11 protein-coding genes, 4 tRNA genes and 3 riboswitches are annotated in these 14,954 nt (G+C 63.5%); of the genes, 11 read left to right on the top strand and 4 right to left on the bottom strand.

Translation table 11 applies throughout. The annotated features are described in order from the left end of the window. The first annotated feature begins 175 nt into the window (after positions 1-175). From VFB33_01595 to VFB33_01555, 9 genes are all read left to right on the top strand, one after another. A complete protein-coding gene (locus tag VFB33_01595; protein HZO80359.1) occupies positions 176-874 on the top strand; it encodes a YqgE/AlgH family protein in 699 nt (232 codons plus the stop codon). Positions 875-910: 36 nt separating this feature from the next. Further along, positions 911-2,659, top strand: coding sequence for a thiamine pyrophosphate-binding protein (locus tag VFB33_01590; GenBank protein HZO80358.1), 1,749 nt, complete (start codon positions 911-913; stop codon positions 2,657-2,659). A gap of 166 nt (positions 2,660-2,825) precedes the next feature. Then, on the top strand, positions 2,826-4,049 hold the full coding sequence (locus VFB33_01585) for a CaiB/BaiF CoA-transferase family protein (protein HZO80357.1): 1,224 nt from the start codon (positions 2,826-2,828) through the stop codon (positions 4,047-4,049). Positions 4,050-4,438: 389 nt separating this feature from the next. After that, positions 4,439-4,939: a hypothetical protein gene (locus tag VFB33_01580; GenBank protein HZO80356.1), complete on the top strand. Its 501-nt coding sequence runs from the start codon at positions 4,439-4,441 to the stop codon at positions 4,937-4,939. A gap of 212 nt (positions 4,940-5,151) precedes the next feature. After that, positions 5,152-6,117 (top strand): SDR family NAD(P)-dependent oxidoreductase, encoded by a 966-nt coding sequence (locus VFB33_01575; GenBank protein HZO80355.1) that lies wholly within the window; start codon positions 5,152-5,154, stop codon positions 6,115-6,117. Positions 6,118-6,603: 486 nt separating this feature from the next. After that, positions 6,604-6,677 (top strand) — tRNA-Pro (locus VFB33_01570). 3 nt (positions 6,678-6,680) lie between these two features. Continuing rightward, positions 6,681-6,757: transfer RNA gene (locus VFB33_01565), tRNA-Arg, on the top strand. A 50-nt stretch (positions 6,758-6,807) separates the two neighbouring features. Beyond that, a tRNA-His gene (locus tag VFB33_01560) sits at positions 6,808-6,883 on the top strand. Between the two features lie 35 nt (positions 6,884-6,918). Beyond that, positions 6,919-6,994 (top strand) — tRNA-Lys (locus tag VFB33_01555). A gap of 205 nt (positions 6,995-7,199) precedes the next feature. On the opposite strand, the gene VFB33_01550 is transcribed toward VFB33_01555, so the two are convergent. The 4 genes from VFB33_01550 to eno form a co-directional block, all read right to left on the bottom strand. Further along, a complete protein-coding gene (locus VFB33_01550) occupies positions 7,200-8,387 on the bottom strand; it encodes a putative sulfate/molybdate transporter (protein ID HZO80354.1) in 1,188 nt (395 codons plus the stop codon). Between the two features lie 677 nt (positions 8,388-9,064). Beyond that, positions 9,065-10,828 carry a dynamin family protein gene (locus tag VFB33_01545; protein ID HZO80353.1) on the bottom strand — a complete coding sequence of 588 codons (1,764 nt, stop codon included), beginning with the start codon at positions 10,826-10,828 and terminating at the stop codon, positions 9,065-9,067. Between the two features lie 62 nt (positions 10,829-10,890). Further along, positions 10,891-10,960, bottom strand: a riboswitch (Fluoride riboswitch). A 65-nt stretch (positions 10,961-11,025) separates the two neighbouring features. Beyond that, entirely contained in the window at positions 11,026-11,352 is a 327-nt protein-coding gene (locus tag VFB33_01540; GenBank protein ID HZO80352.1) for a hypothetical protein, read from the bottom strand. Between the two features lie 113 nt (positions 11,353-11,465). After that, positions 11,466-12,761 (bottom strand): phosphopyruvate hydratase, encoded by a 1,296-nt coding sequence (gene eno / locus VFB33_01535; GenBank protein HZO80351.1) that lies wholly within the window; start codon positions 12,759-12,761, stop codon positions 11,466-11,468. Positions 12,762-12,848: 87 nt separating this feature from the next. Beyond that, positions 12,849-12,915: riboswitch (Fluoride riboswitch) on the top strand. A 145-nt stretch (positions 12,916-13,060) separates the two neighbouring features. Here eno and VFB33_01530 point away from each other — a divergent pair. Continuing rightward, complete coding sequence (locus VFB33_01530; protein HZO80350.1) at positions 13,061-14,347, top strand: DUF190 domain-containing protein; 1,287 nt, start codon at positions 13,061-13,063, stop codon at positions 14,345-14,347. A gap of 19 nt (positions 14,348-14,366) precedes the next feature. Beyond that, positions 14,367-14,741, top strand: coding sequence for a fluoride efflux transporter CrcB (crcB, locus tag VFB33_01525; GenBank protein ID HZO80349.1), 375 nt, complete (start codon positions 14,367-14,369; stop codon positions 14,739-14,741). A gap of 50 nt (positions 14,742-14,791) precedes the next feature. Next, positions 14,792-14,863: riboswitch (Fluoride riboswitch) on the top strand. Positions 14,864-14,954: the final 91 nt, after the last annotated feature.

Below are 14,954 nucleotides of genomic sequence, written 5' to 3'. Positions count from 1 at the left end.
GGGGTGGGTGGGGCTTTGTCTCCGCGGGGCCCAATCGGCGCCGCCGCCATTTGGCCTGCCAGGGAACAATCGCCTTTCCCTCCAACCGAGCAGGGCCCGAGAAATGGCGAACTCGCCGCTCTATCCCCGAGCGCGCGCTTGACGCGCGGAGGGCTAATCTTTAAGCGTCGCAGTGATGAAGGTCCTGCGATTCCATGGCGGTTCGCCGCGGCTGTGCGCGACCATCGCCGCGTGCGCCGCGCTCGCCCTGGTCGTGCTTGCGGCGGGCAGCGTGATGGGCGAGCCCGAGGACGAATCCAAACCCTACTTCCTGGTTGCGACCTCGGAGCTCAGTGACCCGATCTTCCAGCGTTCAGTTATCCTGATGCTTCCGCCGGCACCGCCGCCCAACGTGATCGTTGCCGGACTGATCATCAACAAGCCAACCACCATCCCGCTGCACCGGCTGTTTCCCAAGGCCATCGCGCTCAAAGACGGCGCGGCCTACTTCGGCGGTCCCGTGGGGATAAACGAAGGCTCGTTGCTCTTGCGCACTCCGACACCGCCGCTCAAGGCGACCCGCCTGCTCGGCGATGTTTATCTGAGCACCGACCGGGGTTCGATCATCGGCGCGATGGGCGGCGCGCGTACGGCGCGCAGCCTGCGCTTTATGCTCGGCCGCGCGCAATGGACGCGCGAGCAGCTGCGGCGCGAGATCATGGAGGGCGCGTGGTACACTACGGCCGCCGACGCCGACACTGTCTTCAGCAACAGGCCGCAAGAAGTATGGCAGGCGCTGGTCAAGCGCGCCCAGTTGCTGAGGGTCAAGGTCGCCCCGTCCGGAAGCCGCGACGCGGCTGGACTTTTCTGGGCACCTGAGCAAACGCCGTATTAGATTCCACCACCTCCGAACGAAAGGGCGCGGCGCGCGATGGCGGCAAGCGAAACCAGGCAGACAGCGGAAAGAACCGCGCCGCGGCGCGCAACGCGCACGGGCGCCCAGGTGCTGGTCGACCAACTGCGCCTCCACCGCGCCGACACCGCCTACTGCGTCCCCGGCGAGAGCTATCTTGCCGTGCTCGACGCGCTCTACGACGTGCGCGAGGAGATTCGCCTGGTCGTCTGCCGCCAGGAAGGCGGCGCGGCCTACATGGCCGATGCCTACGGCAAGCTGACGGGCCGGCCGGGAATCTGTTTCGTCACCCGCGGACCCGGCGCGACCAACGCGAGCGTCGGAGTCCATACGGCCTTCCAGGATTCCACGCCGATGATCCTGTTCATCGGGCAGGTCGAGCGGGCCTTTCTCGAGCGCGGCGCCTTCCAGGAGCTCGACTTCGGCCGGATGTACGGCCAAATGGCAAAGTGGGTCGCGCAAATCGACGACGCCCGCCGCATCCCCGAGTTCCTCGCGCGCGCCTTCACCTTGGCGACTTCGGGACGGCCCGGCCCGGTCGTGCTCGCGCTGCCCGAGGACATGCTGCGCGACGAGGTCATAGTGGACGACGCCGAGCCCTACACGCCGGTGCAAGCTTATCCGGGGAGGGCCGAGATGGCGCGCCTGCGTGAGATGCTGCGCGGCGCGCAGCGGCCGCTGATGGTGCTCGGCGGCAGCACGTGGACCGCGGCCGGCGTCGCCGACATCATGGCCTTCGCTGAGGCGAACCGGCTCGCCACTGCGGTCGCCTTCCGCCGCCAGGACCGCTTCGACAACCTCCATCCCTGCTACGCCGGCGACCTCGGCATCGGCCCCAATTCCAGGCTCGCGGCGCGCGCCGCCGAAGCCGATCTAGTGATCGCCGTCGGCACCCGGCTCAGCGAGGCGACCACCGGCGGCTACACGCTGTTCGACGTGCCGCGTCCGCGCCAGAAGCTCGTGCACGTTTATCCGGCCGCCGAAGAGCTCGGCCGCGTCTATCAGGCGGAGCTGGCGATCAACGCCGGCGGCTCGCAATTCGCGGAGGCGGCGAAGGGGCTCGTGCCGGTGGATTCCGCAGGGTGGGCCGCGGCGACCGAAGCCGCGCATCGCGAGTACCTGGAGTACAACGCGCCGGTGCCCAACCCGGGGGCGGTGCAGATGGCGGAAATTGTCGCCACGCTGCGCGAGCAACTGCCGCCCGACACGATCGTCGCCAACGGGGCCGGCAACTATTCCGGATGGATCCATCGCTTCTGGCGCTACCGTCGGTTTAGCACCCAGCTCGCGCCGACGAGCGGTTCGATGGGCTACGGGGTGCCGGCCGGCGTCGCCGCCGCAATCGCCCATCCCGACCGCACTGTCCTGTCGTTCTCGGGCGACGGATGCTTCCTGATGAACGGGCAGGAGATCGCGACCGCCGCCCAGCACGGGGCGGCGCCGATCTTCTTCGTCGTCAACAACGGCATGTACGGCACAATCCGGATGCACCAGGAGCGCGAATACCCCGCGCGCGTGTGGGGCACCGAACTGGCCAATCCCGACTTCGCGGCCCTGGCGCGAGCCTACGGTTTGCACGGCGAGACGATCGAGCACACTGCGGACTTCGCGCCGGCCTTCGAGCGCGCGCTGAGCGCCCGACGCGCCGCGCTAATCGAGTTGCGGCTGGACCCGGAGGCGATCTCGCCGCGCACGACGCTCAGTAAAATTCGCCAAGCCGCGTTGGCGGCCCGCGCCAAGACCGCCGCCTCGCGGGAAACGAAGTAGGCCGCCGCAGCCTGGTGTTCTAATCAGTGGCTCGAACGAAAGTACTCGTCATCGTGAGTGAAGCAAGTCTGCGGGCGGGAATATCGACGGACCTCACGCGGCGGCTTCGGGATGCGTGATGCGTACGGCGCGCGGCAGGAAGTTCCGCAGGCAGATGGAGTAATCGATGGCTGGTCCGCTGGGGCACATCCGCGTCCTTGAACTCTCGCGCGTGCTCGCCGGGCCGTGGGCGGCGCAGACCCTGGCCGACCTCGGCGCCGAAGTGATCAAGGTCGAGAAACCGAAAACCGGCGACGATACCCGGAGCTGGGCGCCGCCCTACGCGCGGACGCGCGACGGCAGCCAAAGCACCGAAACCGCTTACTTTCTCTCGACTAATCGTGGCAAGCGCTCGGTCACGGTCGACCTCGCCCATCCCGAGGGCCAGCGCCTGGTGCGGGCGCTCGCCGGATGGAGCGATGTGGTGATCGAGAATTTCAAGGTCGGCGGTCTCGCCCGCTACGGACTCGACTACCCGACGCTGCATGCGCTCAAGGCGGCGCTGGTCTATTGCTCGATAACCGGCTTCGGCCAGACCGGCCCCTACCGCGACCGGCCCGGGTACGATTTCATGATCCAGGGGCTCGGCGGCCTGATGAGCATCACGGGCGAGCCCGACGAGCGCGCGGGCGGCGGGCCGATGAAAGTCGGCGTCGCGGTGGCCGACCTTTTCACCGGGCTTTATGCGACGATCGCAATCCTGGGCGCGCTGGCCCATCGCGACCGCACCGGCGAGGGACAACACATCGACATGGCGCTGCTCGACTCGCAGGTCGCGATGCTCGCCAATCAGGCGATGAATTACCTCACCACCGGCGTTGCTCCGCGACGGTTGGGCAACGCGCATCCGAACATCGTGCCCTACCAAGTCTTCGCCGCGAGTGACGGCCATTTGATCGTCGCGGTCGGCAACGAGGGTCAGTACGCGCGGCTGTGCGAGGCGGCCGGCCGGCCGGAGCTGGCAAGCGACCCGCGCTTTGGCTCCAACGAGATGCGCGTCAGGAATCGCGAGGAACTGGGCCGCCTGCTTGGCGAGGCGTTCCGCACGCGCTCGAAGGGCGAGTGGCTCGACGCGCTCGAGCGCGCGGGCGTCCCATGCGGCCCCATCAATACGGTCGCTGACGTCTTCGCCGACCCGCAAGTGCGGGCGCGCGGGATGCGCCTGGAGCTGGCGCATCCGACGCTCGGCGTGGTGCCGTCGGTCGCCAATCCCATCAAGTATTCCGCAACGCCGCTGACCTACCGCTCGGCGCCGCCGACGCTCGGGGCCGACACCGACGAGGTGTTGCACGAGGTCGTGGGGCTCGCGCCGGCGGAGATCGCGCGCCTGCGCGAAGCGGGCGTTATCTGAGTGCCCGTTAGCCGACGCCGACGATTGACGGTTCGCCCCCCTTTCAGCCGAAGCCAACGTGTCTCCAAACGCGCTGGTTCCATCGGCTCCCCCGGGGCCTAATCGAATCATCCCTCGCGCATTCGCGGGCAAGAGTGCGCAAAACGGCTAGTCAGAAAATTGGTGCTATGGGTCGTAGTGCCAACTCTTTGGCAGGCCCACTTTTGCCCATGCAAACGCCTCAGCGGGACATCGATGCCCCAGCGCGAGACGGATCATCGAAGGTTTGTCGCGAGCTTTCTGCGCGAGACCGTGCCCGAACGAACGCACTATCTCCGTCCTAACAGGCGGCACACCAATTGCTGCTCGGGTTGGCCAACCAAATACAGGTAGCGGGAGCAGCGAAGACGATGGATGGATTTGAGGACGGCGCACTTTTACGACTGCTTATTCCCGACGCGATGACGCCGGGTCAATACTACGAAGGGGCCCGCAGCGATGCAGCGATCCGTCCGATCAAGCGCCTGATGCTGGCGGTGCTCGAGGACGGCCTGCACTGTTTTCAGGCTTACGCCAGCGCCAGTCGCGGCGTCCGCCGCCAGATTTTCGTCGAGACCGAAGCTTGGCTGTCAGACCGCAGGGCCGACGGTCCGTTCTCCTTCGAGACCATCTGCCATACCTTGGGCATCGACCCCAATTTTATGCGTAGAGGGCTGCGCCAATGGCGGATCCAGCAGATGAACGGGATGAATCCGCCGCGCCTGGCGCGCCGCTCGCCCGTGCGCGTGTCGGGTCCGATATGCGTGCCGATCCGTCGGCGCTCGCGGCGCCGCGCACGCGGCATACGCCTTGCCGCGCAAGGCGCCGAAGCGCTGCACTCGACGATGGCGGCGGCCGCTGCTGCATACTGATTCCCCACCGTGCAAGTCCGGGGCTGGCGCGGGTTGTACCCCGTCTCACCGCGCCGCCCCATCTTGATTTTTCCGAGCACCTCCCGATACCGCCCGCCGGTGGGCTAAGCCGTTGAATCGGACGAGTCTTTGACCCGCCGTCGCGCTATGATGGCGTGACCGGGTACCGCCCGACCGGCGGGCAGTCCCGCAAACCTCTCGGAGGCATCGCCATGGCTTTCACAGTCGCGCCCGAGCGCTTCCGCGTCGACCCGGATTTGCAAAGCGGCGTCCGCGGCAAGCGAGTGCTGATCACCGGCGCAGGCAAGGACGGCGGACTGGGCCAGGCCTTCGCCCTCGCCTCGGGGCTCAACGGCGCTGCGTCGGTCGGCGTCCACTTCCATACGAGCTATGGGGACGGTTTCGACCTCGTGCATGCGCTGCGCGCGATGGGGGTCAATGCGTTTCCTGTGCAGGCCGACGTCACCAATTTGGGCGATCTGTGGGCCACACGCAGCTACGTGATCGAGCAGATGGGAGGACGGACGCCCAACCTGCTCATCTGCAATTCGGGGCTGACCGAGAAGGGATATTCCTTCGGCCGCGCCCTGCGCGAGATTCCCGACGAGCCGCTCGCGATGCGCCGCGCGCGGGTGCGGCAGCACTTCATCGACAATCTCCAGGAGTCGCGCCTGGTGCTCGACACCAAGATTGACGGCTTCCTGGCCGCGACCCACCTGTGGGCCGGCGAGGCGGTCTATCACAAGGAGCCGCTGCAGCTTCTCTATGTCTCCTCGCGCCAGGCGATCGATCCGGGCGCCTCGGTGCCGGGCTATGTGATCAGCAATTGGGCGGTGCTGGAGCTGCCCCGGGTGCTGGCGGTCAACCTGGGGCAGAGCGCGAAATTCGTCAGCGCCGCGTGCATTCTGCTCCCCTTCGTGCGCACCGGCATGACCGACGAATACGCCCACAATCCGAAGGTGTTCGGGCGATGGCAGCCGCGGATGCTCGAGACGCACGAGGCGGCCAAGGCGTTCTTGCAACTCCTCGCGCGCCCGCAGGCTGAGCTCGACCAAGGGATGTTCGAGCTGCTGGTCGAGGGCAGCGCCGACAAGGTCGAGGTCCGATGGAAAAAAGTCCATCTCGACCTGCGCGAGGAGGCGCTGGAGTGGAGCGAGAGCGCAGTGCTGCGCTTCTGAGTCCGGATAGGAAAGGGCCGGGCTACCGTTATGACCGCACGTTGGGGGACCTACGGAGGTAGCCCGGCCTTGCTTGGGGACAAGCGCTGGTGTTCTCGGGGGAGACTGCAGCGCCGATTGCCTCTCAAGCAATTGCCGTGCCGGCAGCGATATAACGCAGCTGAAGGCTTTTTTTCGAATTTTTTTTCGTGAAATGCGACGAGCACCATGTCAGTTTCCTGAAAATGGGCACTAACTATCGGATTTTAAAGCCTATTCGCAAAAAACGACTGTTCGCCGACGACGGCGACTTTTTTCACCCGTCCCGACCGTCGAGAGCCGCTGCTGTGACTTTTCCTCAAGCCTTTGTCTTTGAGCGCGCCTGATCGAGGCTTCGCAACCCAGACTCACTCGCCGTTCATTTCGATCGCTGTCTGCACGCCTGCGAACCTCGCCCACGACGCGTAAGGTTGAGAGCGCTGCGTGCGTGTGTTAATCGATAGGGCTCGGGGCGTGGCGCAGCCTGGTAGCGCACCTGCCTTGGGAGCAGGGGGTCGGCCGTTCAAATCGGCTCGCCCCGACTCGCGCCAGTAGCTCAGGTGGAAAGAGCAGCGGCCTTCTAAGCCGCGGGTCAGGGGTTCGAATCCCTTCTGGCGCGCCACGCGGATTGGGAGCGGGGCCGAGGCGGCGCCGACGACAGAAACGACGGTGGTGAGTGTAGCTCAGTTGGCAGAGCACCGGGTTGTGGCCCCGGTGGTCGAGGGTTCAAGTCCCTTCACTCACCCCACCACATCCTGCTAGAAAGAGCGCTCCCGCCGGGATGGGCCGTTAGCTCAGTTGGTAGAGCAGCTGACTCTTAATCAGCGGGTCCGGAGTTCGAGTCTCCGACGGCCCACCATCTCTCCTCCTCAATTCCCATAGCGAAACCTGGCGCGACGATTACAACTATCGCCGCCCCCATTCGAGCCTCGGCGCGCTGACGCCGACCGAGTTCGCGCGGCTCGAAACGGAGAAACTGATTCCGCCCCGGTTGCGGATACGGATGTGCTTATGCGAGCGAGTCCTTGTCGATTGGGGGCCTTGGAGACACCGAATGCAAGCCGCTATTCGGATCCAGGCAGCGATGCAAGCAACGACTTTCTGTTTACTCTGGCGACTACGCTGAGAGCGCCCTGAACGGCGAATCCGGCAAGGAAGCCGTAAGTGAGATTTGTAGTCACAGCGCCGACCACTCCAACGCATCCGGCAACGAACAGGTGAGCGGGCTTCGAGACAATGTCCCGTAGCAGCGCGGCGTGTTGAACCCCGACATAAACCAGGAAAATCCCGAGGACCGCGGTCGGGATTAGCGCCAGGACGGCCACTGAACTCCTGCCGAAGAGCGCCAACAGCAGACATACTCCGCCGATGACGTAACTGGCCCGCTGGGTCCGCGCGCCAAATTTGTAGTGAGCGGTGATTCCACCCGAACCATGGCAACACGGGGCGCCGACGATCGCGCCGGCCAGCAGGTTCATAAGGCCGATGCTGATGCTTAGCGCGCGCGCCGTCACCCGCTGCGCCCGCGGACCATAGAGCGTCTGCGCCGTGTTCTCGGTTGCGACAATCGAGTTGCCGAACGTCAGCGCGAACTGCGGCAGTACCAGGATGACAAGAACGCTCCACAGTTCGCCAACCTGCGGACGCAGCCAGCGGAGCGGAACCGGGCTCCAGGCGAGGTTCGCCAGTTGTCCGCTCTGCGACAGCACGCCGACAAAGATCCCGGCACCAAGCAGCGCCAGGGCAGCGGGAACCCGATCCGAAAGCAAACACGCGAGCAAGATGGCGACTGCTCCAAGCGCCAGCAGCCATCCGGGAATGATCGTGCCACTTCCCATCGAGAGTGCCGACCCCGGACCGAGAGCCAGGCGCAAGCCCTCCCGAACCAGAATCAAGCCCAATCCGAGCTGAATGCCGCGGACGATGGGCAGGCTGAAGAAGCGGGCCAACGGCGTAACCACGTCAACGAGCCCGATCAGCAAAAGCAGCGCGCCCATGAGCAGGCCAGCGGTCGCGACGAAGGACGGCGACAATTGAAGCGCAAGCGCTATCGCGGCCACCGCCTTGAAGGGTTGTACAGCTATCGGAATCCGGAAATACGATCCGGCCAGAACGTATCCCAATCCAGCCGTAAGAAAGATCGCGGTCGGGTTCATGTGACAAAGCGTGATCAGCGCGATCGCGATCGGAAACAGCACGCCTATGTCGCCCAACGCTCCGGCGATCTCCCATCGGGTAAGACCCGACCACACTGTGCTGTCCGCGTCGGGCGCTATGATGCGGTCTTCAACTCTTGCGTGATTCACGCTCGTTCCATCCTTTCCGCTCACAAACCCGTACCAGAAATTCTACTGAGAAGCCACGGTCGCACGCCGAGCGTGCGCGGCAAGTCCTTCGAGAGGCGGCTGTACCGCGCCCAAAGCGTTCAATGCGCTTTGCCTGTCGATTCCAATCCTCTGCGCGATCGCGCAGGGGTAAACTTTGCCTTGCGAGGTGATGCCATACGTACGTCGAGCGGGTCTATCCGCTTATCGAGTTTCGGAGCCTGGGGCGATCTCTGTTCGCACGAGGGTCGCGCATCTCAGGCTCGAATTGGATCATGGTAATTGTCGAGTCGCGGGGAGAGTTGGCGATCAGAGTTTCGTGGAGCTCGACCGTCTGGTTTGCGCACTACTCCCATCTCTCAGACGTGACCTGCCAAGAACCTCGTCTTTGAGGCTGCTCCACCAATGTTCAAGGTCCGATGGTCTGTTTTCGCGCACGCTATGGAGCATCTCGATCGTCCAATCCAGCCTTGACAATGCGCTGTCGTGGTCGAGCAAAGAACGTCTGCGCCATAGCTCCGACAACAGGCGCACAAACCATTTCCGTTTGTCCGCAATCTGGAAGCTGGTGCGTCGAGCGTACTGGGAATTGTCGGGCGGTCTGATCATCCAGCACTTCTGCCGACGCATTGGGACCCGGAAGCGCGGATGATTCTTTCGCGAAGCCGCTCAAGATGCTCGAGTTCGCTTTTCACAGCGCTGGCCCCGGCAGCGCGCGTGGCCTCCGCGCGGGCAAGCGCGTTTTCCGCCGTGCTCCGCAATTCCTTGAGCATGCCTCTGATCTCGGCTTCCAAGCGTCGTCCGCTTTCGCGAATGATTTCGTCGAAGTCATTGAGAATCCGGGTGCTGTTGAGTAATAGAAGAGTGTCGAGGTAGCGAGCAACTTTTACTTCGATCGCTTCAACTTGGCGCCTGCGGGACCTGAAGGCGTTGGCGACGCGCTCGAAGATGGTTTGGCGCGGAAAGCCAAAGTGGTCACCGAAGTAGAGGCGGCCCTTCACGCGAAAGCCTGACTCTGCGCTGACCGCTCGCGGCAGGTCGGCGAGCAAAGCATCACCGGAATCGGCCATCCGCCGGAGAAAATCATTGGCCAGGGTCACGAAGCGACGACCCGATTCGCGGTACGCCGCCTCGGCCGCAGGTCTCTCCTCTTGAAGCCACTGATTCAAAAGACGGCGCGACATCGCTTGAGCGATTTCAGTCGCACGCATATGAAGAGCATTTCCGCGCCGCTCGGCGGCGTTAACGATTGCTTCATGAAATTCCTTGCGCGCGGCCGGTATCGCCGCGGCTAGAAAGGCCTCGCGCCGTTCGTTGCATCGGCGGCTCACGCGTTCCTGCTCGGCTTTGAACAGATGGCTGAGGTCACTCAGCGACCTTTCAGCATCAGCGACGATTTCCCGCATCCGTTCGGCGATGCGCCGCGACTCTTCGACCGGAGCAGTGAGGACACCGCGCTGATTTTCAATTTCGCGGAGCAGAGCGGCCGACAGGCAGCCGACGCCGCGCCGCTCGGCGCGTTCGACGAGCTTCGGAGCGCTTTCCCGAGCGAGCCGGTCCAGCGCCGCCAACAGAGCGGGAGCGTCGCGTGACGGACCGGAGCCGTCGAGCCACTCGGCGGCGCTGATCTGAAATATGGCGGATGGTGGGCGTCCGATTTTTTGTGCCACCGCGCGCCGCGCGAAATCGATTGCTTCGCTGCATTCGTTCGCGTTCAGCCGATCAGCCTTGTTGAGCACGAAGATCATCTCATCCACCTGGGAAGCGATCTCTTCGAGGAGGGCGACTTCGTCTCCGGAAATCGGCGGGTCTGCACCAAGGACGACCATGGCGGCGTCGATGTGCGGGACGAATGCCTTCGTCACAGCCGTGTTGCCGGCATAAACAGAGCCGATTCCAGGCGTGTCGACAAAGCACATGCCGGTTGCAAGCAACGGGCTGGGGACGAAGACCTCGACTGCGGCTACGCCTTTGAAGTTTGCGGGGTTGCACTCCTCCGAAACATAGTCACCGACGGATCCAACCGGTATTGGCTGGCGCGACCCGTTCTCGAAGTGAACCTTGGCGTTGAGGATCGGGCCGTAGCGAAGGACCGTCACTATCGCGGTGACTGGCACTACGCCCGTCGGCAAGACCGGGCTGCCGATGAGCGCGTTTAACAGACTGGATTTGCCCCGTTTGAATTGGCCCAGGCAGGCGAGGAAAAAGCGCTTGTCCGCGACACGCTCAGCGAGCGCCTGCGCGTCGCGGGCGATGCGATGGTTACCCAGATCCCTGGCCGCGTAGCTCAGCGCCAGCAGTGATTCAGAGCGTTCGCACGGCCGGTCATCCGATGCGGCCTGACGAATCGATTGTTCTCGCGCTTCCACGGTTTCTGCCTGAGCATCGCCACGAGAAACCGCAGAAAAACAAAGACTCCCGCGGCTTGTCGTGTGCCGTAGGAGTCATTGGCCGTTTGTCCGGAAACGGCGATTAGGGCGAACTCCACCGCCCAAACTGATTGTAACAACGATTGGGTGGTGCGCAAGGCCGCAGAAAGCGCGCATCGAGCGCGAAGCCCGTTGGGCTATTCCAGAAGATCCGCAAAAAGGCCCCGCCTGAAGGCAACGGCGAAATCGCGCAAGACATCCGGCATGACCACCGACATCAACAGAGGATCGGCAAATGGAACGGACCAAGCCTTAACCGCGGCCGCCGCGTGCCAGGGGTAGCAGAAGACAATTCGACCTTCCTCTGGAACCACCAAAGCAATCAGTGCCTTGGCAATTGGGCACTGAGCCGCTGAATCCCTCAGAGAGCCGCGCGGCAGTGAGTTCAGTGCGGGCGCGCCCGTCTCACGCCTCACAGCGTTGACGAGGGCCAGCGCGGTGCTGACAATCACCTGGTCTTCCATGACTCCACCGCCATCGAGAACGATTCAGGAGTCATTGGCATGCCGGTGTTGGCAGCGATTGTGGCGGACTCCACTGCCTCGGTCTTTTCTATAAGCTGGAGGCCTTCGTCGATCTAACTTCCCAAATTTCTCGCAAACGCAGACTTGCCGGCAAACTGTGCCCTCCCGCCCAGTTCCGCCTCGATGGCGAGAAGACGGTTGTACTTTGCGATGCGCTCGCCGCGGCAAGCCGAGCCGGTCTTGATTTGGCCAGCGCCGGTCGCGACAGCAAAATCCGCAATCGTGGTGTCTTCGGTTTCGCCGGAACGATGAGAAATGACGCAAGTGTATCGGGCGGCGCGGGCGATGCGGACCGCTTCCAGCGTTTCTGTCAAAGTGCCGATTTGGTTCAGCTTGATCAGTACGGAATTCGCGACTTTCTCCTCGATTGCGCGCCGGATGATTTCTGGATTAGTGACAAAGATATCGTCGCCTACGATTTGCACCCGTTCTCCGAGTTCACTGGTGAGAAGGCGCCATCCCGACCAATCGTCCTCGGCAAGCCCGTCTTCCAGCGAGATGATCGGGTAGCGGTCGATCCAGTCCGAATAGAGGCGGACCATCGCTTGAGCATCGCGAGCCTGCCCATCCGAGCGTGCGAAGACATACTTTCCGTCCTGGTAGAATTCGCTCGTTGCCGGATCCAGCGCGATCCAGGCATGCTCGCCGGGACGGTAGCCGGCTTTCACGATTGCTTCGAGGATGAGTTCGATCGGCTCCTCGTTGCTCCTCAGGCTGGGGGCGAATCCACCCTCATCGCCGACGCCGGTGGAATGACCGCGGGACTTCAGCACACCGGCCAGCGCATGGAAGACCTCGGCTCCCATTCGCAGCGCCTCGGCAAACGAGGGCGCGCCGGCCGGCACAACCATGTACTCTTGGAAATCGACACCTGACTCGGCGTGTCTGCCTCCGTTGAGAATGTTCATCATGGGTACCGGCAGAAGGCGTGCGTCCGGTGCCAGGTGGCGGTACAGAGGGAGCTGACGGGCAGCGGCCGCGGCACGGGCGGCAGCGAGCGATACACCAAGGATAGCATTCGCACCAAGGCGCGACTTGTCGCGCGTCCCGTCCAGATCGATCAGCGTTCGGTCCAGCTTTGGTTGATCAATTGCGTCCAGTCCGCGCACCCGCGAGCCGATGACTTGGTTGACGTTCGATACCGCTTTCAACACGCCTTTGCCCCCATAGCGGTGAGGATCGCCATCGCGGAGTTCGTGGGCCTCGCGCGAACCAGTGGAGGCTCCGGAAGGCACGTCGGCGGAGCCCAAGGATCCATCCTCAAGGCGGACGGTCACTCGGATCGTCGGATTTCCCCTTGAATCGAGAATTTCCTGCGCGGCGACTCTGGCGATTGCAGTGGAGCTCATGACTGACGTCCCTCGCGGCGCTCCGCCGTTTCGGCCTGGTTCTCCCACGGTCGCGGCTTGACTGCCGGGTTCAATTATTTGATGTTACGCGCAAACGGTGATGGGGTTCCACCGAAACCGCTCGCCCGCGTGAGCTGATGACCCCTACTGGTGTTGAACACGGGTAGGGGCTCTTCGGTTTGAGGGCTCTGCCTGAAAAGACAGGGCCTGTTTCTCTTGACAGTCAGCCTTCAGAATACAGCTAAGGCTCTACCAAGCGGATTGCGGTTCGACACCGCTCAGCCGGGAGGTCAGAGATGATGTTCACTGGCAGGGGCAAGCAACTCACGATTTTCATCGGCGAGACGGACCAGTATCATCACAAGGCGCTGTACACGGCGATTATCGAAATGCTTCGCCGCGAGGGATGCAGCGGGGCGACGGCAATCCGGGGAGTGGCGGGCTTTGGGGCATCTTCGGTGATCCACACCGCGGCGATCCTTCGACTGTCGATGGATCTGCCGATGGTGATCATGGTTGTCGATCGCCCCGAACGGGTGGAGCGGATCATCGAGCCGCTGCGGGAGATGGCGCCGCATGCGCTGATTATCGTTCAGGACGTGGAAGTGATGCAGTCCGGCACCCCGCTCAAGGAAGGGCTGCCCGACGTCAAGGTTTCCGAAGTGATGCGGCGTGAAGTCGCCACCGTGCGGCCGGACAGCCCCATAACGCAGGTCATCGAACTGCTGCTGGATAAGGACTTCACGGCCGTGCCAGTGACCGACGCACAGGGCAAGGTGGTCGGGATGGTGAGTGACAGCGACCTGCTCACTCGCGGAGGGATGAACGTCGCTCTCAGCCTCAAGCGGGCGACCGATCCGGAGTTCGTCCGCGAACTGCATGAATCGCTGGAGAATCCAAATCGCAAGGTGTCGGAGGTGATGACGCGTGAGGTGGTGACCATCGGCCCTGACATTTTTCTGGGTCAGGCTGCAAAGCTGATGGTCGAACGGCATCTGAAGCGGCTTCCGGTAGTCGATCAGGAAGGAAAGCTGGTCGGCATCCTGGGCCGACTCGACGTTCTGAACACGATTGCGGCCGTCCACTTGCCCGAGTGGCATCCGGAGGCCCATCCGGTAGGCGCGCAGGCTACAGTTGCTGACGTGATGACGCGCGACGTGCCGACGGTGCACGAATCGGCAACCGTCGAAGAAATCTTCGAGTTGCTGGTGTCATCGGCGCACAAGCGGGTCGTGGTGGTCGATGACCGGCGCCGCGTAGTCGGGATCATTGCCGATTCCGACCTGATTTCGCGCGTGAGCCGTGAGAGCTGGCCGGGCGTCGTCGAGCTGCTAAGAGCGAGGATACCCATCGCCAGAATAAGTGGCGAAGCGCGTCTGCATCTGCAGAAGTTGCGGGCGAAATCGGTGAGGGAGTTGATGACGCGCGAGGTAATAACCGTGCATGAAAAGATGCCGGTTGCGAGCGCGCTGGCGCTCTCCGCAGAACGGCGGGTCAAACGGCTTCCGGTGGTCGACGACCAGGGCAGATTGCTCGGAATTGTCGGCAGGACCGAAATGATGCGGGCGCTCCTGGCGCGCGCCTGAGTCCCGGGGGAATGGAACGTTGGGAGCATTCCTGTGGGTTGGCTTGGGTGGGTTCTTCGGCGCAAATGCGCGCTACCTGCTGGGCGGGTGGGTCGCCAGCCGCCTTGGGGTTGGGTTTCCCTACGGAACGTACATAATCAACGTGACTGGAAGCTTTATCCTCGGCTTCTTTCTCGCCTTCGCTCAGGACCGGCCGTGGGTGGCGCCCCCAGCCCGGCTGCTGTTCGCGGTCGGCTTCGTCGGCGCCTACACGACTTTTTCCACATTCGAGTACGAGTCGATTCGGCTGCTACAGGATGGTGAGTTGCTGCTAAGCGTAGTGTACCTGCTTGGGAGCGTCGTATCCGGGGCTCTGGCCGCGATTGCGGGCATTGCGCTCGGCGGCTGGATCTGATGCGGCCTGCCCGTCGGATTGACTCGACGCGCGGGCCTGTTAAAATCCCGGCCATATCTGGTGATGGGGTTCACCACGATAACCGCCCGTTTCTGAGCAGGGCTGATAACCCCTACCGAGGCGTAAGCCGGTAGGGGTTAATTTGCTCCGTCTCCCTACCTGGTAGATCGGTCTCTTTCGCGGCTTCGCTGAGGGCGGCGATGGAAGAGCGAC

Source organism: Candidatus Binataceae bacterium (genome assembly GCA_035650475.1).
GTDB lineage: Bacteria > Desulfobacterota > Binatia > Binatales > Binataceae > JAKAVN01.
Note: the sequence above shows the minus strand (reverse complement) of the source record. Positions and strands in the feature narration are given on the sequence as shown.